20 protein-coding genes are annotated in these 23,284 nt (G+C 73.2%); 5 read left to right on the top strand and 15 right to left on the bottom strand.

From position 1 onward, the window contains the following. Positions 1-29 precede the first annotated feature (29 nt). From ACIBTX_RS13825 to ACIBTX_RS13810, 4 genes are all read right to left on the bottom strand, one after another. Positions 30-1,211 carry a HAMP domain-containing sensor histidine kinase gene (locus tag ACIBTX_RS13825; RefSeq protein WP_357171251.1) on the bottom strand — a complete coding sequence of 394 codons (1,182 nt, stop codon included), beginning with the start codon at positions 1,209-1,211 and terminating at the stop codon, positions 30-32. Beyond that, complete coding sequence (locus tag ACIBTX_RS13820; RefSeq protein WP_355053305.1) at positions 1,208-1,876, bottom strand: response regulator transcription factor; 669 nt, start codon at positions 1,874-1,876, stop codon at positions 1,208-1,210. Before ACIBTX_RS13820 ends, ACIBTX_RS13825 begins: the two co-directional genes overlap by 4 nt. Positions 1,877-1,953: 77 nt before the next feature. Next, entirely contained in the window at positions 1,954-3,237 is a 1,284-nt protein-coding gene (locus ACIBTX_RS13815; protein ID WP_396832527.1) for a PQQ-binding-like beta-propeller repeat protein, read from the bottom strand. Beyond that, positions 3,234-4,511 (bottom strand): PQQ-binding-like beta-propeller repeat protein, encoded by a 1,278-nt coding sequence (locus ACIBTX_RS13810; protein ID WP_396832526.1) that lies wholly within the window; start codon positions 4,509-4,511, stop codon positions 3,234-3,236. Before ACIBTX_RS13810 ends, ACIBTX_RS13815 begins: the two co-directional genes overlap by 4 nt. Before the next feature lie 146 nt (positions 4,512-4,657). Between ACIBTX_RS13810 and ACIBTX_RS13805 the strand changes: the two genes are divergently transcribed. Next, complete coding sequence (locus tag ACIBTX_RS13805) at positions 4,658-6,484, top strand: hypothetical protein (RefSeq protein WP_396832525.1); 1,827 nt, start codon at positions 4,658-4,660, stop codon at positions 6,482-6,484. On the opposite strand, the gene ACIBTX_RS13800 is transcribed toward ACIBTX_RS13805, so the two are convergent. Together ACIBTX_RS13800 and ACIBTX_RS13795 are read right to left on the bottom strand one after the other, a co-directional pair. Continuing rightward, positions 6,485-8,275 (bottom strand): hypothetical protein, encoded by a 1,791-nt coding sequence (locus tag ACIBTX_RS13800; RefSeq protein ID WP_396832524.1) that lies wholly within the window; start codon positions 8,273-8,275, stop codon positions 6,485-6,487. It abuts the gene before it with no gap. Next, the gene (locus ACIBTX_RS13795; RefSeq protein ID WP_396832619.1) at positions 8,275-10,110 is read right to left on the bottom strand and encodes a hypothetical protein; all 1,836 of its coding nucleotides are present in this window, start codon (positions 10,108-10,110) and stop codon (positions 8,275-8,277) included. The genes ACIBTX_RS13800 and ACIBTX_RS13795 overlap by 1 nt, the downstream gene beginning before the upstream one ends. A 405-nt stretch (positions 10,111-10,515) precedes the next feature. On the opposite strand from ACIBTX_RS13795, the gene ACIBTX_RS13790 reads away from it, so the two are divergent. Then, positions 10,516-11,685, top strand: a complete 1,170-nt coding sequence (locus tag ACIBTX_RS13790; RefSeq protein ID WP_396832618.1) for a hypothetical protein — start codon at positions 10,516-10,518, stop codon at positions 11,683-11,685. Between the two features lie 268 nt (positions 11,686-11,953). Here the strand turns inward: ACIBTX_RS13790 and dxs are convergent, their stop codons facing one another. The 3 genes from dxs to ACIBTX_RS13775 all read right to left on the bottom strand — a co-directional run bounded on the left by dxs (position 11,954) and on the right by ACIBTX_RS13775 (position 17,315). Then, positions 11,954-13,903, bottom strand: coding sequence for a 1-deoxy-D-xylulose-5-phosphate synthase (dxs, locus tag ACIBTX_RS13785; RefSeq protein ID WP_357122743.1), 1,950 nt, complete (start codon positions 13,901-13,903; stop codon positions 11,954-11,956). A gap of 81 nt (positions 13,904-13,984) precedes the next feature. Then, entirely contained in the window at positions 13,985-15,253 is a 1,269-nt protein-coding gene (locus ACIBTX_RS13780; protein ID WP_396832523.1) for a class I SAM-dependent RNA methyltransferase, read from the bottom strand. Further along, positions 15,246-17,315: an APC family permease gene (locus ACIBTX_RS13775; protein WP_357393588.1), complete on the bottom strand. Its 2,070-nt coding sequence runs from the start codon at positions 17,313-17,315 to the stop codon at positions 15,246-15,248. Before ACIBTX_RS13775 ends, ACIBTX_RS13780 begins: the two co-directional genes overlap by 8 nt. Before the next feature lie 163 nt (positions 17,316-17,478). Here ACIBTX_RS13775 and ACIBTX_RS13770 point away from each other — a divergent pair, with 163 nt between their 5' ends. After that, a complete protein-coding gene (locus ACIBTX_RS13770; protein ID WP_357122736.1) occupies positions 17,479-18,144 on the top strand; it encodes a TrkA family potassium uptake protein in 666 nt (221 codons plus the stop codon). 3 nt (positions 18,145-18,147) lie between these two features. Next, the gene (locus tag ACIBTX_RS13765) at positions 18,148-18,837 is read left to right on the top strand and encodes a TrkA family potassium uptake protein (protein ID WP_355053285.1); all 690 of its coding nucleotides are present in this window, start codon (positions 18,148-18,150) and stop codon (positions 18,835-18,837) included. A 23-nt stretch (positions 18,838-18,860) separates the two neighbouring features. Here ACIBTX_RS13765 and ACIBTX_RS13760 read toward each other — a convergent pair whose 3' ends face one another. The 4 genes from ACIBTX_RS13760 to dut all read right to left on the bottom strand — a co-directional run bounded on the left by ACIBTX_RS13760 (position 18,861) and on the right by dut (position 21,240). Next, positions 18,861-19,544, bottom strand: a complete 684-nt coding sequence (locus ACIBTX_RS13760; RefSeq protein ID WP_357122733.1) for a DUF3159 domain-containing protein — start codon at positions 19,542-19,544, stop codon at positions 18,861-18,863. 25 nt (positions 19,545-19,569) lie between these two features. Next, positions 19,570-19,950: an OB-fold nucleic acid binding domain-containing protein gene (locus tag ACIBTX_RS13755; protein WP_357122730.1), complete on the bottom strand. Its 381-nt coding sequence runs from the start codon at positions 19,948-19,950 to the stop codon at positions 19,570-19,572. A gap of 116 nt (positions 19,951-20,066) precedes the next feature. Beyond that, positions 20,067-20,717, bottom strand: coding sequence for a DUF3710 domain-containing protein (locus ACIBTX_RS13750; RefSeq protein ID WP_357122727.1), 651 nt, complete (start codon positions 20,715-20,717; stop codon positions 20,067-20,069). A gap of 25 nt (positions 20,718-20,742) precedes the next feature. Beyond that, positions 20,743-21,240, bottom strand: coding sequence for a dUTP diphosphatase (gene dut, locus ACIBTX_RS13745; RefSeq protein ID WP_357122724.1), 498 nt, complete (start codon positions 21,238-21,240; stop codon positions 20,743-20,745). An 85-nt stretch (positions 21,241-21,325) separates the two neighbouring features. Between dut and ACIBTX_RS13740 the strand changes: the two genes are divergently transcribed. Continuing rightward, positions 21,326-21,874, top strand: a complete 549-nt coding sequence (locus ACIBTX_RS13740) for a DUF3093 domain-containing protein (RefSeq protein WP_396832522.1) — start codon at positions 21,326-21,328, stop codon at positions 21,872-21,874. Positions 21,875-21,892: 18 nt separating this feature from the next. Here ACIBTX_RS13740 and ACIBTX_RS13735 read toward each other — a convergent pair whose 3' ends face one another. Next, positions 21,893-22,690 carry a hypothetical protein gene (locus tag ACIBTX_RS13735; RefSeq protein ID WP_357122717.1) on the bottom strand — a complete coding sequence of 266 codons (798 nt, stop codon included), beginning with the start codon at positions 22,688-22,690 and terminating at the stop codon, positions 21,893-21,895. Positions 22,691-22,810: 120 nt separating this feature from the next. Continuing rightward, a complete protein-coding gene (locus ACIBTX_RS13730) occupies positions 22,811-23,107 on the bottom strand; it encodes a DUF4193 domain-containing protein (RefSeq protein WP_007075406.1) in 297 nt (98 codons plus the stop codon). Positions 23,108-23,284 lie beyond the last annotated feature (177 nt).

The following is a 23,284-nucleotide window of genomic DNA, read 5'->3' as shown; positions in this document are numbered from 1 at the left end:
CCACGAGGGTGATGTCGCGCAATCGTCGCTCAGCCGCTGATGGCCACCGGGCCCGGTACCGCCGGGGCGTCCACCGCCGGCAGGGTGACGGTCACCTCCAGGCCGCCACCGGGCTGGGCGACCACCCGGACCGTTCCACCGTGCGCCTGACAGACCGCGCGGACGATGGACAGCCCCAGGCCGGAGCCGCGCGCGCCGGTACGTTCCCGGCCGCCGCGCCGGAACGGCTCGAACAGCCCCGGCACGTCGGCCTGGTCCACCTCGAAACCGGTGTTGCCCACCACCAGCCACGAGCGGTCGCCGTCGGTGCCCGTCCGTACCCACAGCCGGCCGTGCAGGTGGTTGTAGCGGACGGCGTTCTCGATCAGGTTGCCGGCCAACCGGTCCAGCAGCCCCGGGTCGCCGACCACCGGGGCGGACTCCAGTGACGTCTGCACCCGCAGGCCGATCCGGTCGACCTCGCGGCGCATCGCGGACAGCGCGTTGGCGGTGCCCGTGGCCAGGTCGCACTCGCTGCGCCGGCCCAGCCGACCTCCGGCCTGGGCCTCGCTGCGGGCCAGCACCAGCAGCGCGTCCACCAGGCTGTTCGCGCGCTCCGAGGCGTCCCGCACCACGGTCGCCATCCGGCGGTACTCGGCGGCGTCCGCGTCGTCGTCGCTGAGCGTCACGTCGATCTCGGTCCGCATGACGGCGAGCGGGGTACGCAGCTCGTGCGAGGCGTTCGCCACGAATCGCTTCTGCGCCTCGAACGCGGACGCGATCCGGTCCAGCATCGCGTCGAACGTCTTCGCCAGCTCGGCCACCTCGTCGTCCGCGCCCGAGTAGCCGATGCGCTGGTCCAGGGTCGCCTCACCGAGCCGCTGGGCGGTCGCGGTGACCTGGTGCAGGGGTCGCAGCGCCCGGCCGGCCACCGCGTACGCGCCAGCGACCCCCACCACGCTGATCGCCAACAGCGCGACCAGGCCCTTGGCCAGCAACTCCCCGGAGGCGGAGTCGACGAGTTGACGCTGCCACTGGGCGGCGTCCAACTCGCCGCCGTCGGCAAGCAGCACGGTCGTGCCGGGCAGCAGTTCATCGGTGGGCCGCAGCGCGTCGCGCACCAGCAGCCAGGCCAGCAGCACCAGGATCGCGCCCGCGCCGACCAGCAGTACGCCGTTGAGCAGCGTCAACCGCAGCCGCAGGGTGGGCCGCAGCCGTGCCGGCCGGCTCACGGCAGCACCTCGGCGGTGCGGTAGCCCGCCCCCACCACCGTCTCGATCAACGGCGGATCGCCGAGCTTCTTGCGCAAGGTCATGACGGTCACCCGGACGATGGTGGTGAACGGGTCGGTGTTGGCGTCCCAGACCCGCTCCAGCAGCTCCTCGCTGGACACCACCGCGCCGCGGGCCTTGAGCAGCTCGCTGAGCACGCCGAACTCCTTGTTCGTCAGGTCCACCGGCACACCGGCGCGGGTGGCGACCCGGCGGGCCGGGTCGAGCACCAGGTCGGCCAGTTCGAGCACCGGCGGCGCGGCCGGGGTGGCCCGCCGACCCAGCGCCTGCACGCGGGCGACCAGCTCGTCGAACGCGAACGGCTTGGGCAGGTAGTCGTCCGCGCCGAGTTGCAGCCCCTCCACCCGGTCGGCCACCGTGCCGCTCGCCGTCAGCATGAGCACCCGGGTCAGCGCCCCGGAGGCGGCGAGGTCGGCGCAGATCTGGTCGCCGTGCACGCCGGGCAGGTCGCGGTCGAGGACCACCACGTCGTACCGGGTGACGAACGCCGCCTCGTGGCCGGCGTCACCGTCGTACGCCACGTCGACCGCCATGCCCCGCTTGCGTAACCCGCGCGCGATCGCGTCGGCGAGGTTGCGTTCGTCCTCGACCACCAGTACCCGCATCCCGGCCTCCTCGCTGCTGACCACCGACAACCTAGTGCCGGCGGGCAAGCAATCCTCCCTCGTGGGGCCGCCGGTGGTCAGCTTGGCAACCGCCACAACCCGAAGTCGCCGTCCCGCCGCCGGCAGAGCAGTTGACCGGTGAGGGTCTGACACTCCCCGCCCGCCCCCGGCAGCACGTCCAACGTGCGCACGGTGCCGGCACGGACGTCCAGCCGGGCGACGAGCAGCCCGCCGCCGGGGTGTCGGCGTACACCGATCAGAGGACCGTCGGAGGCGTACTGCGCCACCTCCCACCGTCCCAGCTCCGCGAGCACCCGGCCGGTCGGCGCGTCGAGCACGACGAGATTCTCGACGCCCGGCGGGGAGCTGCCCACCGAACTGGCGAGCAGCCGACCGGCGGACGGCCAGACCCATCCCCAGCGGTCGTCGCTCCAGCGCGGCGCACCGGTCGCGGCGTCGATCGTCCGTACGCCGCCGGAGCGGGTCTGCACGCAGATGACGACACCGCAGTCGCTCGCGAACATCGCCTCGCCGGACGGGACGCTCCAGCGCTGCCGCAGGTCGTCAAGGCCGTACGCGGTGATCATGGCGGTACGGCCACCGATGGTGACGAGCAGGTCGCCCAGCGGCTGCACGGACACGGCGCCCGAACCGCCGGGCGGGCGGACGTCGGCACGGGCCAGGACGACGCCGGTGGCCGCCTCGCGGATCTCGGTCGGCCCGTCGGGGTGGCGCAGCACCAGACGGTCCACCCCGTACCCACCCTCGTGGAACGACAGGTCGACGCCGGGATCGACGGACATCTGCCAGCGCACCGTGCCGCAGCACGGATCGACGGCGCGCAGCGCGCCACCGTTCTCGCCCGCCGACCACAGCAGCAGAGCGCCGTCGGAGAGCCCGGTGGCGTTGCCGGGCTGCTGCCACCGGTACGCCCCGGTCCGGCGGTCCAACGCGATGGTGAGCGTCCCCTGCCCGTCCGCGCCGACCTCGTGGCCGGTGACCAGCAGCGTCTCGCCCTGCTGCGCGACCCCCCAGTACCGGCCCTCGGTCGGTAGGGACGCCCGCCAGGCCAGCTCGCCGCCGGGCAGGCGGGTGGCCCGGACCTGCCGCTGTCCCGGCTCGGACAGCGGTTCCACGAGGACGAGCAGATCGTCAGTGACCAGCGCGTCGGCGCCCGGCCCGGCCGGCAGCGTCACCACCTCACGCGGGGCGGTCGGCGTCGACGCGGCGAGGCCGACGAGCACCAGCAGCGCGACGAGCGCGGTGCGGGTCCGACGCCCCCTCCTCCACGGTGGGCGGGGCAGCGGATCGGGGTCCGACCCGTCCCGCAGCTCCCCGAGGTCGATCACCGCATCGCTCACCGGGACAACCTCCAGAGTGCCGTCGAGCCGTCGAGCCGTCGGCAGAGCAGGACGGGCCGCGCCGACTGACACCCGCCCGCCACCTCCGGCAGGACGTCCAGAATCCGCGTCCGGCCGGCGGTGAGGTCCAGCTCGGCCACGACGAGCCGACCGTCGGACGTCGGGCGTACGCCGAGCAGCGCGTCCTCCCTGCGTACCTGGTTCACGAGCTGCCACCGGCCCAACTCGGCGCGTTCCCGTCCGGTCCGCGCGTCGCGCACCGCGTACTGCTGCTCGGACGTGGCCACCAGCAGCCTGTCCCGCCGGACGTCCACCAGCATGTCCGGCCCCGGGTCCGACCAGCGGACCGCGCCGGTGGCGGGCTCGATGGTCTGGATGCCGCCGGTCTGCTGGACCGCGCACAGCAGATCCGCGCACGGTACCGCCCAGGCCACCAGCGGCACCGGCGATGTCCAGGCCCGCTCCATCGCGGGCAGCCGGAAGGCGACCAGCTCGGTGCTGCCGGGTGGTACGAGCAGCACCAGGTCGTCCACGACCTGCACCCGCTGGAACGCCGAGCGATCACCGGGCAACGTGTCGACGCTGTGTCGCAGGTCCCCGGTGTCGGCGTCGTACACCTGCACCTCACCGGTCGGCTGGACGAACACGATCTGGTCGACCTGCCCGCCCTGCCGGTGGAATTCGGTGCCACCGAACGGAACCGGCACCGACCACAGGAGCCGGCCGGTGTCGGGCGTCACCCGACTCACCGTGCCCAGCGCGTCGCCCGTGTCGTTGGCGAGGAGCATGCCCCCGTCGGTCGCCCGCTGGGCGATCCCCGGGTGACGCCAGCGCCGCTGGCCGGTCTGCGCGTCGTAGGCGGTGGTCTCCAACACACCGCTGGCGACGCTGACACCCACCGCCAGCAGCATTCCGCGTTGGATCCACACGGTCACGTAGTCACCGCTGCGATCCAGCGCCGCGCGCCACCGACGCCGTACGCCGTCTCCGCCCGCCGGCCCGGCCTGGTCGTAGACGCTCAGGTACCGGTCCCCGGTGGGCGTGGACGCGTCGACCACCACGACGCCATCCTCGGTGAGGTACGCCGAGGCGCCCGGCGCGGTCGGCACCGACGTGACGGCACGGTGCCGGACCGGTGTCGCGCCAGCGAGGGTGACCAGGGCAAGCAGCAGCACGGCCACGGTACGCAGGGGGCGGCCGGCGGCGCGCGGCGGGCGGACCGGCGGCAGCGACGGAGGCTCGTCCCGGATCTCGCCCAGCTCGATGATCGACAAGGACCGTCCCTCCATCGCCGGCGCAACCGACCGGGTGCGGCCCGGCAAACCGGCCGTGGGCGTACCGGCCCGGCAAAAGCGACGCATCCTCGCCTGTACGATGGCGCGTCGTGGCTGTGCCGGTGGTAGACCCCTCGCTGAATTCCGTGACCGACCCCACGTCGGCCGAGGTCGAGCCGACACGGCGGCCTCGACGTCGCCCGGCCCGAGCCGACCTGTTGGCCCTCGGAGCCTATGTGGTGCTGGGCGTCTTCGTCTGCCTCAACTACTGGGGGGACGTGACCGGTCGGGTCTCGTCGCACCTGCCCACCGACCACAGTTGGTTCGAGTGGCTGTTCGCGCACGGCGCGTACTCGCTGCGGCACCTGGAGAACCCGCTGTTCACGGCCCGGCAGAACGCCCCGGACGGGGTGAACATGATGGCCAACACCTCGCTGCTCGGGGTGACGCTGCCGCTGGCCCCGCTCACCATGCTGCTCGGCCCGCAGGTGATGTACGCCCTCTACCTGGGCGGGGCCCTGGCCGCCACCGCCGGCACCGCGTACTGGATGCTCTCGCGGCACCTGGTGCGCTCGCGGGCGGCGGCCTTCGTGGGCGGGGCCTTCCTCGGTTTCGCGCCGGGCATCATCCACCACGCCAACGGCCAACCCAACTTCGTCTCCAACTTCCTGCTCCCGCTGATCGTGGTGCGGGTGCTGCGCCTCGGCGAGCCGGGCCGGTGGCGGCGCAACGGGCTGGCGCTCGGCGCGCTGGTGGCGTACCAGATCTTCATCAACGAGGAGATGCTGCTCCTCACCGCGCTGGCCTGCCTCGTCGTCGTGCTGGCGTACGCGGTACAGCGGCCCCGGGCCACCCGCGCCATGGCCGGGACGTTCCTGGCCGGGATGGGGGTGGCCGGTGGGCTGGCCCTGACGCTCACGGCGTACCCGATCTGGTTCCAGTTCGACGGCCCCCAGTCCTACCGGGGCCTGCAGGGTGGCGTCTTCCACAACTGGGGCGAGGATCTGGTCGCCTTCGTCTCCTTCGCCAGGGACACCTGGGCGGGTGACCCGGCGATCGAGAAGACGATCGGGCTGACCGAGCAGAACACCTGGTTCGGCTGGCCGCTGGTACTGCTCTCGCTGGTGGCCCTGGCGCTGCTGGTACGCCGCTCGCTCGCCGCCCGGGTCGTCGCGGTGCTCGTCGTGGTGTTCACCGTGGCCTCGATCGGGCCGTGGGTGCGCTTCGACGGGGTGGAGACCGACATCCCCGGCCCGTGGTCGTACGTGTCGGACGATCTGCCGCTGGTCGAGATGATGATGCCGACCCGGCTGGCGCTGGTGGTCGCCGCCGCGGTGGGCGTACTGCTGGCGCTGTTCTGCGACGCGGCGGCCCGGCAGGCCCGCGCGGGCCTCGCGCCGGCCCCGCGCGCCGGGGAGCCGGCCGCCGCGCCGGTCGCGCCGCGCCGACGGTGGCTGCGACCCCTGGGGTACGCGGCGGTCGCCGTCGCCCTGCTGCCGCTGTTCCCCCGGCCGCTGCCCGCGCAGCAGATCGACCCGCCGCCGCACTTCATCACCGCGGGCGGCTGGCGACCGTACGTGCCGGCGGGCCGGACCCTCGTGCCGGTGCCGATCCCGAGCAACGTGCACGGTCTGCCGACGCTGCGCTGGAGTGCCCTGACCGAGCAGGAGTTCCCCATTCCGGGCGGCTACTTCATCGGCCCGAACGAGTTGGGTGAAGGTGTCTTCGGCGCGCCGAACCGACCGACCAGCAGCCTCATCTACTCCACCATGGACGCGGGAGTCCTGCCCCCGCTCACCGACGAGAACCGGCGGCAGGCCGTCGAGGACCTGCGGTTCTGGCGGGCGTCGGTGGTGGTGCTCGGCGCCCACCCGCGCGAGGCGGTGCTGCGCGAGCTGGTCACCGCGCTGCTCGGGCCGCCGCAGCGGGTCGACGACGTCTGGGTCTGGGACGTCCGCGCCCTGGTGGGCTGATCAACCGACGAGGGGCCGCACGTCCCACATCCACCCGCCGTCGACCGGGCGGCCCGCGCCGATCAGGTCGTCGACCGTCCGCCGGACGGCGTCGCCGTTGGGCAGCCGGCCGAGTACCACGACCGCCGCTCGCCAGTGCCGCAGATCCTCGACGGCCTGGCGGCGGTCGGCCGCGCTCAGCACCGGTGTCAGGCCGGTCTCGGCGACCCGGCGCAGCAGCAGGGCGGTGGGCCGGTCCGGGGCGCCCCAGCGGGCCGCCGGGTCGTCCGGCCCGCTCGGCCCGATGAAGTACCCGCCGGGGGCGTCGAACGACAGCCCGGCGCGCGCCGACCAGAGCATGACCGGGCTCAGCGCGGCGCCGGTGACCGGAGGCAGGCCCACCACGGTCCGTCCGGGCGGCACCAGCGTCCGCCATCGGCCCTCGGCGACGAAGGCCGGCACCGGCGGGACCGGAACAACCCGGATCGGTGTCGGCGTCAGCGGCAGCAACGCGGCGGCCACCGCCGACGCCCACACCAGCCGTACCGGCAGGCCCGGCACGGCCGTCCGGCGGGCCCCGGCGACGCGGTCCACGAAGAGCGCCACCAGGACGCCGAGCACCGGCACGCAGACCAGCGCGAACCGGGCCGGCACCGCCAGGTCGAGCAGCGGCAGCCCGGCGACGAGCCGGTACGGGCCCGGGATCCCGGTGGCGCTGCCGTCCACCCGCAGGTCGGTGCCGAGCGACAGCAGGGCGAAGACCACACCGCAGCCGGCCAGGGCGCGGACCAGCGGTCGTCGCCACAGCCAGACCACGACCACGACGGCGAGGACCAGCAGCCCGGGTCCGAAGAACGAGTTCTCCTCCGTCGGGTTCGGTGAGAGCAGACCCGGCAGCCAGTCGTCCCCGAGCACCGTCTGCCGGGCCGAGGCGGTGAACGACGCCGCGTCGAGCTGGAAGCCGTGCGCGGCGAAGGCCATCCCGGTGTAGTGCTGCGGGCCGTGGAACTGGAACCACAGCGGGTACGCCAGCAGCACCGCGCCGACCACCGCCGCCACCGCGAGCCGGCCGAGGAGGGCCGGCGCGAGACGACGGGCCGCGGCCCGATCGGCCAGGGCGTAGCCCAGCGCGAACACCCCGGCGGCGAGCGCCAGGAAGACCAGCACCTCCTCGCCGATGAAGACCTGCCAGACGAGCAGCAGCCCGAGGCCGACACCGGGCCGCCACACCGCCGACCGGCCGGTGCCCGCCCGGAACACCAGGGCGAGGATCGCCGGCAGCAGGAACTGGGCGGCCACGTGCAGGTGCGCGCCGGCCTGGGCGACCATGCCGGGGGCGAATCCACAGACCAGCCCGCCGAGCGCCGCCGCGGAACGGGCGGAGACGAGCCGACGGCGCAGCAGCGCGTACCAGGCCGTGGCGGTGCCGGCGAGGCAGCCGACCACCGCCACACAGAACGCCACCTGCGAGCCGAACAGCAGCGTGACCGGGGCCAGCGGCACGCCCAGGCCGAGCACCGACGTGTTCGCCATCAGGTTGATGCCGTACGGCGCGTTCAGGGCGGCGCTGAAGAGCGGGTTCTCCCCCGCGACCACGGCGTGCGCCGCGTGGGCCAGCATCCACTCGAAGAGCACCTGGTCACCGGCCTGGTGGAAGAGCCGCTGAGGATGACCCCACTGCCGGCTGGTCAGCACCGCGGCCAGCGCCAGGTAGCCCGCGACCACCAGCGCGTCCGGCAGCCACGCCGCTCGTGGCGGGCGCGCGGTCGGGGAATCGGCCGGCGTCGTCGACGGCGCCGTTCCCGTGGTCATCAGACCGAGCGGTCGGTCAGCGTCCGGACATCCCACACCCAGACGTCCAACTCCTGGCGGCCGGGGCCGACCAGCTCTTCGACGGTACGCCGCAACGGCTCGGCGTTCTGCTGACGGACCGGGAGTACGAGGATCGCCGCCCGCCAGTGCCGCAGCTCGTCCGTGAAGCGCCGGCGCTGCCGGTCGTCCAGTTTGGAGGTACGACCGGTGGTCGCCACCTCCTCCAGCAGTTGGCCCACTCCGCTGGGTCGTCCGCCGAACCGGCCAGGGTCACCGGTGTTGCCGTTGCGGGGGGCGAGGAAGTAGCCACCCGGGATCTTGAAGTCGAGGTTGGTGGCCGCCGCCCAGCGCATGCCGTGCGTGTTGCCCATGCTGGGCACCGGGATCGGCACGAGCGTCTGGTCCGGACCGACGTACGCCCGCCACCGGTCGGCGGTGATGAACTCCGGCACCGGGGGCCGGGAGACCATCCGCAGCGGCATCGGAGCGATCGGCAGCAGCGCGAACGCCAGGCCGGCGGCGGTGAGCGTCCGGACGGTACGTCGGTCGGCCGGCCGCAGCGCCCAGGCCCGCTCGACGGCGATCGCGAGCAGCAGACCGATGACCACCGTGGTGATCAGACCGAACCGGGTGGGCACCACCGCGTCCAGCAGGGGCAGGTGCACCAGCAGCTCCCACGGCCCGGTGACCAGGTCCCGGTCCCACCAGGAGATCTGCTCACCGAGCGAGAGCAGGGCGAAGAACGCGCCGGTCGCGGCGAGCGCCCGGACGAGCATCTCCCGACGCAGCCAGACCACGACGCCGACGGCGAGCATCGACAGGCTCCAGCCGAAGAAGGCGTTCTCCTCCGAGTAGTTGGGCGCCAGATTGACGTTGGCCCGCTGGTTGCCGCCGAGAGTGGCCGAGCCGGGCGCGAAGAAGGCGGCGATGTCGTTGCCGTAGTCCTGCACCGCGTCGCTGAGCCCGTGGTACGCCATCGGCCCGACGAACTGCACGTACAGGGGGTACGCCAGCAGGGCCCCGGCCAGCAGCGCGCAGGCGGCGAGACCGGCGGCCAGCGGTCGCCACGCCGCCCGCCAACGGTCCGGCTCCTGGACCACCACAGCGATCAGGAAGATCCCGCAGGCCAGCGCCGTGAAGAGCAGGATCTCCTCGTTGATGAACGCCTGCGCGGTGACGAGCAGAGCCAGCAGGGCGCCGTCGCGGACCGGCCGGCGCGAACGGGTCAACACCAGGACCCGCCACACGATGAACGGCAGCAGGAACTGGCTGATGATGTTCGGGTGCCAACTCGCGTGCGAGAGCATCGCCGGGGAGAAGCCGCAGAACCAGCCACCGACGGCCGCCGCGAGCGGCGTACGCACGAGGTGGCGGCGGAGCACGAGATACCAGGCCATGGCGGTGCCGGCGAGGCCGAGCGTCACCAGCACCACGAAGGACACCGCCGGACCGAACAGCAGGGTCACCGGCACCATCGGGATGCCCAGCGCCAGCACCGCCGTGTTGGCCATCAGGTTGACGCCGTCGGGGTAGTTGAACTGCTCGGTGTAGAAGGGGTACTCACCGTGCAGCACCACCCGTACCGAGTGGGCGAGGAAGAACTGCACCTGAGCCGGGTCACCGGTGTAGAGCGACGCCACCCGACCGGCCGGGTCCAGCCAGAGCCGGCTGGTCACCCAGAGGGCGGCGAGCAGGAACAGCGCCCCGACCGCCAGGTGTTGCCGCCGTCGGGTCCAGCGGGCCCAACGGCTCCGCCTCGGCCCGGACGCCGGGACCGTCCCGTCCGGCGCGGTGGTCGCCGCCCCGGTCTCGTCCCGGTCGACCTCGTGCGGCACGACCTGATCCAGCGCGACCTGGGCCGGCGCGGCCTGGGCCGGCGCGGCCTGGTCCACCGCGACCTCGTGCGGCACGGCCTGGGCCGGCGCGGTTGTTTCGGGCGCGGTCGAGGTCACCGGGGCCGGGGCGGTGTCGACCCGGTCGGTCAGGGCGGCGGAGTCGCCGGGCGCCCCGACGGACCTGGCCCGGGAAGCGAGGGCGCGGGACTCGGCAGGCGTCACAGTCGGCGGAGTCTACCCGAGTGGCGAAAAGGGCACTAAAGCCCCGGTGATGTCCATTGTGGCGGACGAGGAACCGGCCAGCGGCGGCGTCGCATCGGACATCTCGTACTATGGCGCTTTCCGACAGCGACGGCGAGGCGATCGGGGGCGGATCAGGTGACTCCGGGCCGCCGGCACGGCAGGATGCTCGCCGCCCTGCTGACGGCGTTGTTGGTCAGCACCGCGTGCGGTCCCGTCGCGGACCGCGCGCCTCGCGACCTGCGGGTGGGGTACGACAGCCTCGACGGCACGCTGGCCGTGTGGCCGCCCCGGGGCGATCTGTCCGGCGACGCCGCGGCGACGACGGCGGTCACCGAGGCGGTACGCGACTGGCGGTCACCGGACGACGACCGGGCGCACCTGCCATCGTCCGGCATCCTCTTCTCCGGACGCGTCGACGGGACCCCGGTTGCCCTGGTCGCGGCCGACGTGCCGGGCGAGAGCGCGTCCTGGCTGCTGCAACTCACCGGTGACGGCGGCCGGTACGCGATCAGCCGCGCCACCGAGTACACCGACCCCGGCTACCTGGTCTACTCCGACGTGCTGCCGGTCCAGACGACCGGCGGTCGGCGCTACCTGGTCTCGGCCCGGGTGCAGCAGTTGCTCGGCCCGCAGGGTCGGGCGTTGGCCGTCACCGACGGCCTCAGCGCGCCGGTCGACGTGCCGGCCTGCACGGCGGTCGGCGTGACGGCGACCCTGCGCGCCACCGAGTCACTGCCCCGGGGGCGGGCCGCCGACCGGCTGCTCGATCTGGGCACCGGCACGACCGACCCGCGTTATCCGCTGGTACGGGACGAGTCCGGCGCCGGCCGCCGCGCGCTCACCGGCCTGGACACCTGTGTGCTGGCCGGCGAGCGGGGCCCCTTCGGCAGCATTCCGCGCCGGATCGGCGACCGGGACGCGCCGAAGTCGGTACCGACGTCCTGGCCGATGGCGAAGCTCTCGGTCCGGTCGCTCGGGGAGGTGGCGCTCGGCGGCGGCGAGCCGGCCGAGTTGCAGCAGCTCAGCTGGGACACCGACGCCGGCACGATGACCGCCGTCGTCTACCGGCCGGCGGACGGGAGCGCCCCGGTGGTGTCGCCGGCCGACCGGGCCACCCCGTTGCAGACGTACCAGCTTCCGATCCCCAACCAGCCGCTGCTGGTGCTCAGCTGGCGGGCTACCCGGGACAGCTCGCTCTCCGTGCCGCCGGGCACCCCGCTGCTGGTGGAACGCCCCGGCCTGGTGGTCGTGCCGGAGCCGTCCCACACCCAGACCTACAGCCTCGCCAACACCGACAAAACCCACTACCGCTCAGTAAGCCCCCACCGCTAACCCCCACCCCGCCCCACCCCGCCCGGCCCGCCCCGGCCCGCCCCGGCCCGCCCCGGCCCGCCCCGGCGATCTTGCACTTTCTGCTGCGACACAAGGCGCAAAAGGGTGCGCTTCGACAACCGAAAGTGCAAGATCGGCGCGCGGCGAGAGGGTGGGAGGGTGGCGGGAGGGCGGGAGGGTGGGAGGTCGCGCGGGGACGCGGCCGGGGTGGCGCGGACGCACGACGGCGGGCAGCCCCTGGGGGCGCCCGCCGTCGGTGGAGCCGGGGCTAGTTCTGGGCGGCCGTGTTGCTGGTGGGGGTCAGGTGGTCCGGGGTGGCGTCCAGGCGGGAGATCCAGCCGGTGACGTCACGGGCCACGTCCTGCGCGGTCAGGCCGAGGTCGGCGAGGATCTGCGCGCGGGTGCCGTGCGGGTGCCAGTCGGCCGGTACGCCCAGGTCCTTGAGCGGCACCCGGACGTCGGCGTCGCGCATCGCCTGGCCGATAGCGTCGCCGACACCGCCGACGCGGACGCCGTCCTCGACGGTGACCACCAGGCGGTGGCGGGCGGCCATGTCGACCAGCTCGGCCGGGACCGGACGCACCCAGCGGGGGTCGACCACGGTGACGCCGTAGCCGTGCTCGGCGACCCGGGCGGCGACCTCCATGCCCATCTGGCCGAAGGAACCGACGGCGACGAGAAGCACGTCGGTACGCGCCGACTCGGCCAGCACGTCGACGGTGCCGACCCGGCGCAGCGCCGGAAGGTCCGCGGCGACCGCGCCGGTCGGGAAGCGCAGGACCGTCGGGCCGTCGTCGGTGGCGACCGCCTCGCGCAGCTCCTCGCGGAGGGTGACGGCGTCACGGGGAGCGGCGATCCGCAGACCGGGCACCACCCCGAAGACCGACATGTCCCAGATGCCGTAGTGGCTGGGGCCGTCCGGGCCGGTGATGCCCGCCCGGTCCAGCACGAAGGTCACCGGCAGCTTGTGCATCGCCACGTCCAGCAGGACCTGGTCGAAGGCACGGTTGAGGAACGTGGCGTAGACGGCGACCACCGGGTGCAGGCCACCGAGCGCCAGGCCGGCCGCCGAGGTGGCGGCGTGCTGCTCGGCGATGCCCACGTCGTACACCCGCTCGGGGTACTTGCGGGCCAGCTTGGCGATGCCGGTCGGCTCGGCCATGGCGGCGGTGATGCCCACCACGTCGGGCCGATCGTCGGCGATGGCCAGCAGCTCGTCGGCGAAGACGTGGGTCCACTTCACCGAGGGTGCGGCCAGCAGCGTGCCGGTCTCCACGTCGAAGGCGCTGCTCGGGCCGTGCAGGCAGTCCGCCTCGTCCTCCTCGGCCGGACGGTAGCCGTACCCCTTGCGGGTCACGGCGTGCACGATCACCGGGCCGCCGAAGTTCTTCGCCGCGCGCAGGGCCGACTCGACGGCCGCCACGTCGTGCCCGTCCACCGGGCCGACGTACTTGATGCCCAGGTCCTCGAACATGGCCTGCGGGGCGACCGCGTCCTTGATGCCCTTCTTGACCGCGTGCAGCACCTCGTACATCGGCTTGCCGACCAACGGGGTGGAGCCGAGGGCGTCCTTGACCGTGTCGAGGACCTTCTCGTAGCCCGGGTTGAGTCGCAGCGAGGAGAGGTGGTCGGCCAGCCCGCCGATGGTGGGCGAGTAGGACCGGCCGTTGTCGTTGACCACGATGACCAGCGAGTTGCCGGCGGTGGCGATGTTGTTCAGCGCCTCCCAGCACATGCCGCCGGTGAGCGCGCCGTCGCCGACCACGGCCACGACGCTGCGCTGCTCACCGCGCAGGGCGTACGCCTTGGCCAGCCCGTCGGCGTAGGAGAGCGCGGTGGAGGCGTGCGAGTTCTCGATGAGGTCGTGCTCGCTCTCGGCCTGGCTGGGGTAGCCGGAGAGGCCACCGCGCTGGCGGAGCTTGTCGAAGCCGGCCTGCCGCCCGGTGAGGATCTTGTGCACGTACGCCTGGTGGCCCGTGTCGAACAGGAGCCGGTCCCGGGGGGAGTCGAAGACGCGGTGCATGGCCAGCGTCAGCTCGACCACGCCGAGGTTGGGCCCGACGTGCCCGCCGGTGCGGGAGACCTTGGCGATCAGGAAGTCCCGGATCTCGGCGGCGAGCACATCCAGCTCCTCGCCGGACATCCGCTTGACGTCCTGCGGACCTCGGACCGTCTCCAGCAGCCGACCGTGGTTGGCCGTGTCCTCTTCAACGCTCATGACCGGAGAGTCTATCGGCCGCCCGGTACTCCGCAGCCTGGCCCGAGCCGCTTGCCGCGGAGCAGCCCGCTGAGCACCTGGTCAGGCTGGCGGCAGCAGCAGTCCGACGCACTCGACGTGCTGGGTCATCGGGAACAGGTCGAAGCCGCGCAGCGCCGTCAGCCGCCAGCCCAGCTCGGCGAAGGTGCGGACGTCCCGGGCGAAGGCCGCCGGATCACACGCCACGTACGCGACCGCCCGTGGACCGGCGGCGGCCAGGGCGCGCACCACCGGGGCGCCGGCGCCGGAGCGCGGCGGGTCGAGCACCACCACGTCGACCGGGCCGGTGATCCGTCGGCGGGCCAGCGCGGTCTCCACCCGCGCCGACACGACCTCGACGCGGGGCAGGTCGGCCAGGTTCTCCCGGGCGGCGGCGACACCCTGCGCGGAGGCCTCCACCAACGTCACCCGACCGGACGCGCCGACGCGGGCGGCCAGCCCGGCGGCGAACAGCCCGGCGCCCCCGTAGAGGTCCCAGGCGACCTCGCCCGGCTGCGGGTCCAGAAGCTCCAGCACAGCCGTGTTCAGCGTGTCGGCCGCCGCCGGGTGCACCTGCCAGAACGCGGACGCGGGCAGCGCCCAGTCCCGCCCGGCGGCCACCTCACGGACCTCGGTCGGCCCGCTCACCGGGGTGACGACCCCGTCGCGGACCTCGGCGACGCTCACGTCCCCGCCGCCGCTGACGACGGTCTCCACCGCCTCCGCTGCCGGCCAGCGCGCACCGGCCGGACTGAGCACCGCAAGCTGCTGGATGGCCGGGTGGGCGATGCGGCAACGGTCGATCGGCACGACCTCGTGCGAGCGGTGTTTGAGCAGGCCCGCCCGGTCGGCGGCGTCAACCGCGTAGCGGACCCGGGTACGCCAGCCGAGCGGTCCGCCCGGGAGCGCCTCCACCTGCACGCCGAGCCGATCCAGCTCGACGTCGGTGAGCCCGCCGAGACGGGCCAACTGCTCCCGCACCACGGCGGTCTTCCAGGCCAACTGCGCGGCCGGGGCGACGTGTTGCAGGTCGCACCCGCCGCAGGCGCCCGGCTTCGCGTACGGGCAGGGCGGCTGCACCCGGTCCGGCGAGGGGTCCAGCACGGTCACGGCGTCGGCCCGGACGAACCCCCGGTGCACCTCGGTGACCTCGGCGATCACCCGTTCTCCGGGCAGCGCGTGGCGGACGAACACCACCTGCCCGTCCACCCGGGCGACACAGTGCCCGCCGGGGGCCACCGCGTCGACGGTCAGTTCGACCCGCTCCGCCTCGCCGAGGCCCCGCTCGGCCGTCGAAACCGAAGCCGTACCCGCGGTCGTGCGCTCAGTCACGGCTCTCTCCCAGCGTCTCGCCGCCCGCCGGGGTGGCCTCGCCGGGCGGCGGCGCGGCCACCGCCGCCGGCACGGTGCCCCGGGGTCCACGCGCCGGCGTGTTGGAGAGCGTGGCGTCGAGCCGGTCCAGGTTCTTGCTGGCGGTCGAGGCGAGCTGCCACGGCACGCTGACCACCATGACCCCCGGTTCGAAGAGCAGCCGGCCCTTGAGGCGCAGCGCGCTCTGGTTGTGCAGCAGGTTCTCCCACCAGCGCCCCACCACGTACTCGGGGATGAAGACGGTGACCACGTCGCGCGGCGACGTACGGCGGGTGGAGGCGACGAAGTCCAGGATCGGCCGGGTGATCTCCCGGTACGGCGAGTCGACGACGGTGAGCGGGATCGCCATCTCCCGCCGTTCCCAGTCGGCCTGCAGGTCGCGGGTGTCCTTCTCGTCCACGTTGACGGTCACCGCGGTCAACGTGTCCGGGCGGGTGGCCCGGGCGTACGCGATGGCCCGCAACGTCGGCTGGTGCAGCTTGCTGACCAGCACGATCGCGTGGTTGCGGGCGGGCAGCACGCCCCGGCTCTCGTCCGGCGGGGTCAGTTCGGCGGCGACCCGGTCGTAGTGCCGGCGGATGGCCAGCATCAGCGCGTAGATCACCGCCATCGCGGCGATCGCGATCCACGCGCCGAGCAGGAACTTGGTGATCAGGACGATCACCAGCACCGTGCCGGTCAGGCCCATGCCGAACGTGTTGATGGCCCGGGAGCGGTGCATCCGCTTGCGGGCCTCCGGGTCCCGCTCGGTGCGCAGCCGCCGGTTCCAGTGCCGGATCATGCCGGCCTGGGAGACGGTGAACGAGACGAACACCCCGACGATGTAGAGCTGGATGAGCCGGGTCACCTCGGCCTGGAAGCCGACGATCAGGACGATCGCGAAGAGGGCGAGGAACGTGATGCCGTTGGAGAAGGCCAGCCGGTCGCCCCGGGTGTGGAACTGGCGGGGCAGGTAGCGGTCCTGGGCGAGGATCGAGCCGAGCACCGGAAAACCGTTGAACGCGGTGTTCGCGGCCAGGAAGAGGATGAGCGCGGTCATCCCGGCCACCACGTAGAGCAGGATCGAGCCGGCGCCGAAGACCGTCTCGCCGAGCTGGGTGGTGACCGTCTTCTGCACGTACCCGTCGGGGCCCGAGACGATCTGCAGGGCGGGGTCCTCGACGAACTGCAGGTGGGTCAGGCGGGCCAGCCAGATGATCCCGACGAGCAGGCTCACCGCGATCGCGCCCAGCAGCAGCAGTGTGGTGGCGGCGTTGCGGCTCTTCGGCGCCTTGAACGCGGGGACGCCGTTGGAGATCGCCTCGACGCCGGTGAGCGCGGCCGCGCCCGAGCTGAACGTCCGCAGCAGCAGGAAGATCAGCGCGAAGCCGGTCACGCTGTGCTCGGCCTGGATGACCAGGTCGGCGCTGGGCGCGCGGAGGTCGTCGCCCAGGACGAAGACGCGGAACAGCCCGGTGAGCAGCATTCCGCCCATCACGATCACGAAGCCGTAGGTGGGGATGGCGAAGGCGGTACCCGACTCGCGCAGCCCGCGCAGGTTGACGGCGGTCAGCAGGATCACCGCGAGGACCGCGATCATGACCTTGTGGGTGGCCACGAACGGGACCACCGAGCCGAGGTTGGCCACCCCCGAGGAGACGGACACGGCCACCGTGAGCACGTAGTCGACCAGCAGGGCGCTGGCCACGCCGATGCCGAACTTGGGGCCGAGGTTGACCGTGGCCACCTCGTAGTCGCCGCCGCCGGAGGGGTAGGCGTGCACGTTCTGCCGGTAGCTGGCCACCACCGTGAGCATCACCACGACGACCGCGAAGGCGATCCACGGGGAGAACACGAACGCCGACGCCCCGGCGATCGACAGGGTCAGCAGGATCTCGTCAGGCGCGTACGCGACGCTGGACAGCGCGTCGGAGGCGAACACGGGCAGCGCGATGCGCTTCGGCAGGAGGGTGTGCTGCAGGCGGTCGGACCGGAACGGTCGACCGAGGAGCAGCCGCTTCAGCAGCGAGGTGGGACTGGCCACGAACGCCAAGAGTACGACCACCACGGTGCGAACGCGGGGGTGGGCGATCATCGCCGTGCACGGCGGCGGGGTACGGTCGGTCCCCGCTCTCGACCGGGACGTGGCAGGCTCGCACTCGAAGGCCACCGGTAGCGGGAACGGTACGCACCTTGGGAGGGACAGCGTGCACGTCGTGATCATGGGATGTGGGCGGGTCGGGTCGACCCTCGCCCACAGCCTGGAGTCCCGGGGACACTCGGTGGCGGTGATCGATCAGGACGCCGACGCCTTCCGCCGGCTCGGCCCCGACTTCGCCGGCATCACGGTGACCGGGGCGGGCTTCGACGGCGAGGTGCTGCGCCAGGCCGGCATCGAGCGGGCGGACGCCTTCGCGGCGGTCTCCAGCGGCGACAACTCCAACATCATCTCGGCCCGCCTGGCCCGCGAGACCTTCGGCGTGTCCCGGGTCGCGGCCCGGATCTACGACCAGCGCCGGGCGCAGGTGTACGAGCGCCTCGGCATCCCCACCGTGGCGACGGTGCGCTGGACGGCCGACCGGATGCTGCGGCACCTGGTGCCCGAGGGCAACGTGGAGATCTTCCGCGACCCGACCAGCACCGTGTCGATCGTCGAGGTCCCGGTGCACCGGGAGTGGATCGGTCACCCGGTGCACGTGCTGGAGCAGTCCTCGGGTGCGCGGGTCGCCTACCTGATCCGCTTCGGCATCGGAACGCTGCCCACCGCGTCCACCCTCGTGCAGGAGGGTGACCAGGTGTTCATGCTGGTCAGCGACGACATCGTGGCCGCGGTCACGGCGGTGGCGGCAACGCCGCCGGAAGGAGGGCACTGAGCCATGCGGATCGCCATCGCCGGCGCCGGCAACGTGGGCCGTTCGATCGCCCAGGAGCTGATCGAGAACGGCCACCAGGTGATGCTGATCGAGCGTCAACCGAAGATGCTCCGACCGGACCGGGTGCCCGCCGCCGAGTGGGTGCTCGCCGACGCGTGCGAGGTGGCCAGCCTGGAGGAGGCGAACGTCGCCGGCTGTGACGTGGTGGTCGCCGCCACCGGCGACGACAAGACCAACCTGGTGCTGTCGCTGCTGGCCAAGACCGAGTTCGCGGTGCCCCGCGTGGTCGCCCGGGTCAACCGGGCGGAGAACGAGTGGCTCTTCACCGAGCAGTGGGGCGTCGACGTCGCGGTGAGCAAGCCCCGGGTGATGGCCGCCCTGGTCGAGGAGGCGGTCACCGTCGGCGACCTGGTCCGGCTCATGACGTTCCGGCAGGGCGAGGCCAACCTGGTCGAGATCACCCTGCCGCCGACCGCCCCGTACGTCGGTCAGCCCCTGCACGCGGTGCCGCTGCCCCGCGACTCCGCCCTGGTGGCGATCCTGCGCGGCAAGCGTGTCCTGGTGCCCAGCCCGGACGACCCCATCGAGGCCGGCGACGAGTTGATCTTCGTTTGTACGGCCGAGGTGGAGGACGACGTGCGCGCGGTCATCCTCGGCCCGGACAGCGTCGAGCGGACCCGCGGCTCACGCTGAGCCGTCCCCGGCGCCGGCCCTGCTCAGGCGCCGGGCAGCGGGGTGGGCTGCGGCTCCCGGGTGACCCGGCGCACCGTCCAGACGGTGATGAGCAGCAACAGCGCGTACGGCGGATAGCCCAGCGCCAACCGGGCCACGCCCAGCGCGGTGTCCTGGTGGGCCAGGTAGAGCCCGGCCTGCACGCCCACCTTGGCGAGCCACACCACGCCCCAGAGCACGGTCAGCCGGGTGAAGATGCGCACCAACTTCGGGTCGGTCCGCCACTCGGAACGGCCCTTGGCGACCAGCACCGACCAGATCCAACCGACGAGGGGCTGTCGGACGGCCGCCGAGATCAGCAGGGCGATGCCGTAGCCGATGCCGTACAGGATGCCGGGCAGGTAGAAGTCGCGCTCATCGCCGGTACGCCACGCGATGGCGGCGCCGATGCCGACGCCGAACAGACCGTTGACCGCATGTCGGATCGGCCGGCGCTGGGCCAGCCGCAACCCGGCGATCAGCAGCGCGACGGCCACCGAGGCGATCACGGCGGGCCGCAGGTCACCGATGATGTTGGCGACCACGAAGACGACCACCGGGATGCTCGACTCGACCAGCCCACGCCAGCCGCCGAGCTGGTCGGCCATCTGCTCGGCGATCGTCGGCAGCGCCTCGTCGTCCTCGGCAGGAGTCTCCGGCTGTGCCGCCCGGTCCTGTCCCGTCGTCATGACCGGCCTTCCGTCCCCGGCGCCGTCACTTCGGCGAGTCCAGCTCGTAGTACGGGTTGTAGATGACCTTGCGGTCGTCGCGCATCGCCACCCGGCCACGAGCGGTCAGGTGCCGCCCCGGCTCGATCCCGGAGATGTGCCGCCGGCCCAGCCAGACCAGGGTGACGACGTCGCTGCCGTCGTACAGGTCGGCCTCCAGGGTGGGCAGGTTGGTGCGCGGCGTGTAGACCACGGTGCGCAGCCGACCGGCGACCGAGACCAGTTGGCCCCGGGAGCACTGCTGGGCCAGGACGCCACCGCACTCGGCGCTCTCCTGCCGCAGCTCCTGCGCGTCGATCTCGGCCTCGCTGGCGGTGAACCGTTGCAGGATGCGCCGCAGCGACACCTTGCTCTCGTCGGTCGTCATGACCTCCGCGTCACCCTCTCCACGCTCGCCGGGACCAGCCCGGCTCCGGCGACGCCGGAACCGTCCCGCCAGCGTACGCCGACGGGGTCGGTTCCGGCGGGCCGGGACGCGGTCGTTCAGACCTGGCGGGGCTCGCTGGACGCGTCCTCGGCCTGGTCGGCCATCTCGCGGGGCAGTCGCAGCGGCAACGGCTCACGGACCGGCTTCGCCTCCTGGCCACGGTCGACCACCAGGCCTTCCAGGCACTCGGCGAGCGGGCCCGAGCTGGCCGAATCGGTGGCCGCCGGCCCCTGGAAGACGCCACGGACCATCCAGCGCGGCCCGTCGACGCCGACGAACCGCAGGTTGGTCGGGCCGTCCGGGGTCCGTACCTGGGCGTGCAACTCCGTGCCGTACTCGCCGTCGACCTCCTGCGCGGAGGCGCCGTCCCGCAGCAGCGACTGCCGGATCTCCTCGCGCACCTCGTCCCAGATCCCCTCGGACCGGGGGGCCGCGAAGACGCCGAGCTGCAACGCGTTGTCCCCGTGCACCAGCACGACCTGCTGGATCACGCCCTGCGGGTCGGCCTGCACCCGCACCTCCACCTCGGCGACCGCCGGAATGTGCAGGCTGCCCAGGTCGAGCCGCTGCACCTCGTCGTCAACCTCGGAGATGTCGTACGGCCCGCGCACCAGCGCCGCCGCCGCGCCGCCCTCGTCGAGGACCTCGGTGCCCCGCTCGTCGCGGGTGTGCCGCCCGGCGTCGGCCCGCTTTCGGGAGAAGATCACTGCGCCCACCCTCCGCTGTTCACGATCACCCTGCCACTTCTTCCGTCTGCCCGCCGGCCGGCGACGGCACCAGCTGAGCGTGCCCACCGGTCGAACCGTGCCCGCCGGTACCACGCGTGGACCCGGGCAGCTCGGCCACCGGCTCGAACCGCGCCCGTGCCACGCGCTGGATCACGAGCTGGGCGATCCGGTCCCCGCGAGAGATCTTCGCGGGCGTGTCCCGATCATGGTTGATCAGGTTGACCATGATCTCACCCCGATAGCCGGCGTCGACCGTACCGGGCGCGTTGAGCACCGTCACGCCGAGCCTGGCCGCCAGGCCGGACCGGGGATGGACCAGGCCCACGTAGCCGTCCGGCAGGGCGACGGCCACGCCGGTGGGCACCAGGGCGCGGCCGCCGGGCGGCAGCTCCACGTCCGCGGCGGCCACCAGGTCGGCCCCGGCATCGCCGGGATGGGCGTACGTGGGCATCGGCAGCTCGGCATCGAGCAGCCGTACGGGCACGGGTACGACGTCGGTCACGGGTCCCCTCTTCGGTCCGGTTGTCTCCGGTGACCCTGCCATCCTGCCGGTTGGCCGGCCCGCCGTGCGCCGTACCCTCGCAGGAGTGAGCATGTCGCCCTCCCCGTCCGCCGATCGGCCAGGGGTTCCGGCCCGCCCGGCGTACGCCGAACGGCTGGACCTGCCCTGGTGGCTGTGGCTGATCAGCCTGGTGGCCGCCGGACTGCTGGCGGTCGAGATCTGGATGGGTGGCTCCGGCGCCCGCGCCTGGGTGCCCTTCGCCGTGCTGCTGCCGGTCACCGCCGTCGGGCTGTGGTGGCTGGGCCGGATCGGGGTGGCGGTCGTCGACGGTGAGCTGCGGGTGGATGACGCCCGGCTGCCGGCGCGCTTCGTGGGCGACGTGGTCCCGTTGGACGCCTCCGGGCGTCGTGAGGTGCTGGGCGTGGGCGCGGACCCGCTCGCCTTCGTGGTGCAGCGGCCGTGGATCAGCGGCGCGGTGCAGGTGGTGCTCGACGACCCGGCCGACCCGACCCCGTTCTGGGTGGTGAGCAGCCGGCGTCCGGTCGAGTTGGCCGAGGCGCTGCTGGCCGCGCGGGACGCCGCCAGGCCCGCCGACACCAGGCCCGCCGACACCACGGCCGGCGAGCCGGGCTGAACGCCGCCCAGGGCCCGCTCAGGTGCCCGTGGGCGGGCCGGGCAGGGCCGGCGGTGACGCCGGCCGGGCGATGCCGCGACGACGCAGGTCCGCCTGGAGCTGGTCGGCCATCTGGCGGGTGGCCCGGCGGTTCAGGAAGCTGGCCACCGCCGCGCCCGTGAGGAACGGCCCGAGGGTGGTGAGGTTGCGGCCGAAGCGCCGCAGCAGCATGTCCCGCATCTCCTTGCGGGCGGCGGTGCCGAGCACCGCGCCGACCCCCACGCCGGGCACCATCGGGTTGACCCCGCGCTGAGTGGCCCAGGAGTGCACCAGGGCCACCGCCCGCTGACTGCCGGCGTCGGGCAACGACACGCCGTGGATCTCGTGCAGCTCACCGATCAGTTTCAGCTCCACCGCCACGACGGCGACGGTCTCGGCGGCGAGCAGCACGGGCGCGGAGAGCAGCGTGGGCGCCACCGTCCACTCGACGGCGGCGACTCCCCCGCCGGCCGCGCCGATCCCGGCCGTGGTGCGGGAGGCGTTGCGGATCAGTCGCTCGGCCAGGGCGGCGTCGTCCAGGCCGGGGAAGTGCCGACGCAGGGTGGCCAGGTCCCGGACCGGCACGTGCGGGGCTATCTCGGCCACCGTGTCGACCATCCAGCGCACCGCGGCACGGGGCTTGAACAGGTCGGAGATGCCCCGGCTGCGGGCCTGGGACACCATCCGGGTGAGCAGTTGGCGTCGCCGGGCCGGCGCGATGTCGTCCTCGGTCAACGCCGCGACGGTGGCACCGAGGTCGTCCGCGCCGCCGTCGGTGGTGTCGCCTCGATCGCTCATGGGTGGAACCTCCCGGTGCTGTGGCTACCCGCTACGAGTCAAGCAGGTACCCACCGGCGTCGCACGCCTACACCGGTAGCGGCGGCCCCGATCAGGAGGCCGCCGCCGGTGTCGTGCGTGTCAGACGCACTCTCGGCAGATCAGCTCGCCGTTGCGCTCGACCGCCAGCTGGCTGCGATGGTGGACCAGGAAGCAGCGGGCACAACGGAACTCGTCCTGCTGCATCGGTAGCACCTTGACAGTGAGCTCCTCGTCGGCCAGGTCGGCACCGGGCAGCTCGAAGCTCTCGGCGACCTCGGCCTCGTCGACGTCCACCGCGCCCGACTGTGAGTCGACGCGCCGGGCCTTGAGCTCTTCCAGGCTGTCCTCGCCGAGGTCGACCTCGTCGCGACGCGGGGCGTCGTAGTCGGTGGCCATCGGATGTCACTCTCCCATATCGATGTTGTCGCTTCCGGTTGTAACGCCGGACGACGCTGTTTCGGTTCCGCTGGCCGGCAACCACTTGTGTCGGGCACCCGACCCGCGGACCGTACGGGTCGGGACCGCTGGGGCCACTCCCCTGCGAGCGCGGAACCTTACCCCCCCTTGGGCGAG

The organism is Micromonospora sp. NPDC049359, from assembly GCF_044466585.1.
Classification (GTDB): Bacteria; Actinomycetota; Actinomycetes; order Mycobacteriales; family Micromonosporaceae; genus Micromonospora.
The sequence above is the reverse complement of the archived record's forward strand: the minus strand, read 5'-3'. Positions and strand labels throughout refer to the sequence as shown.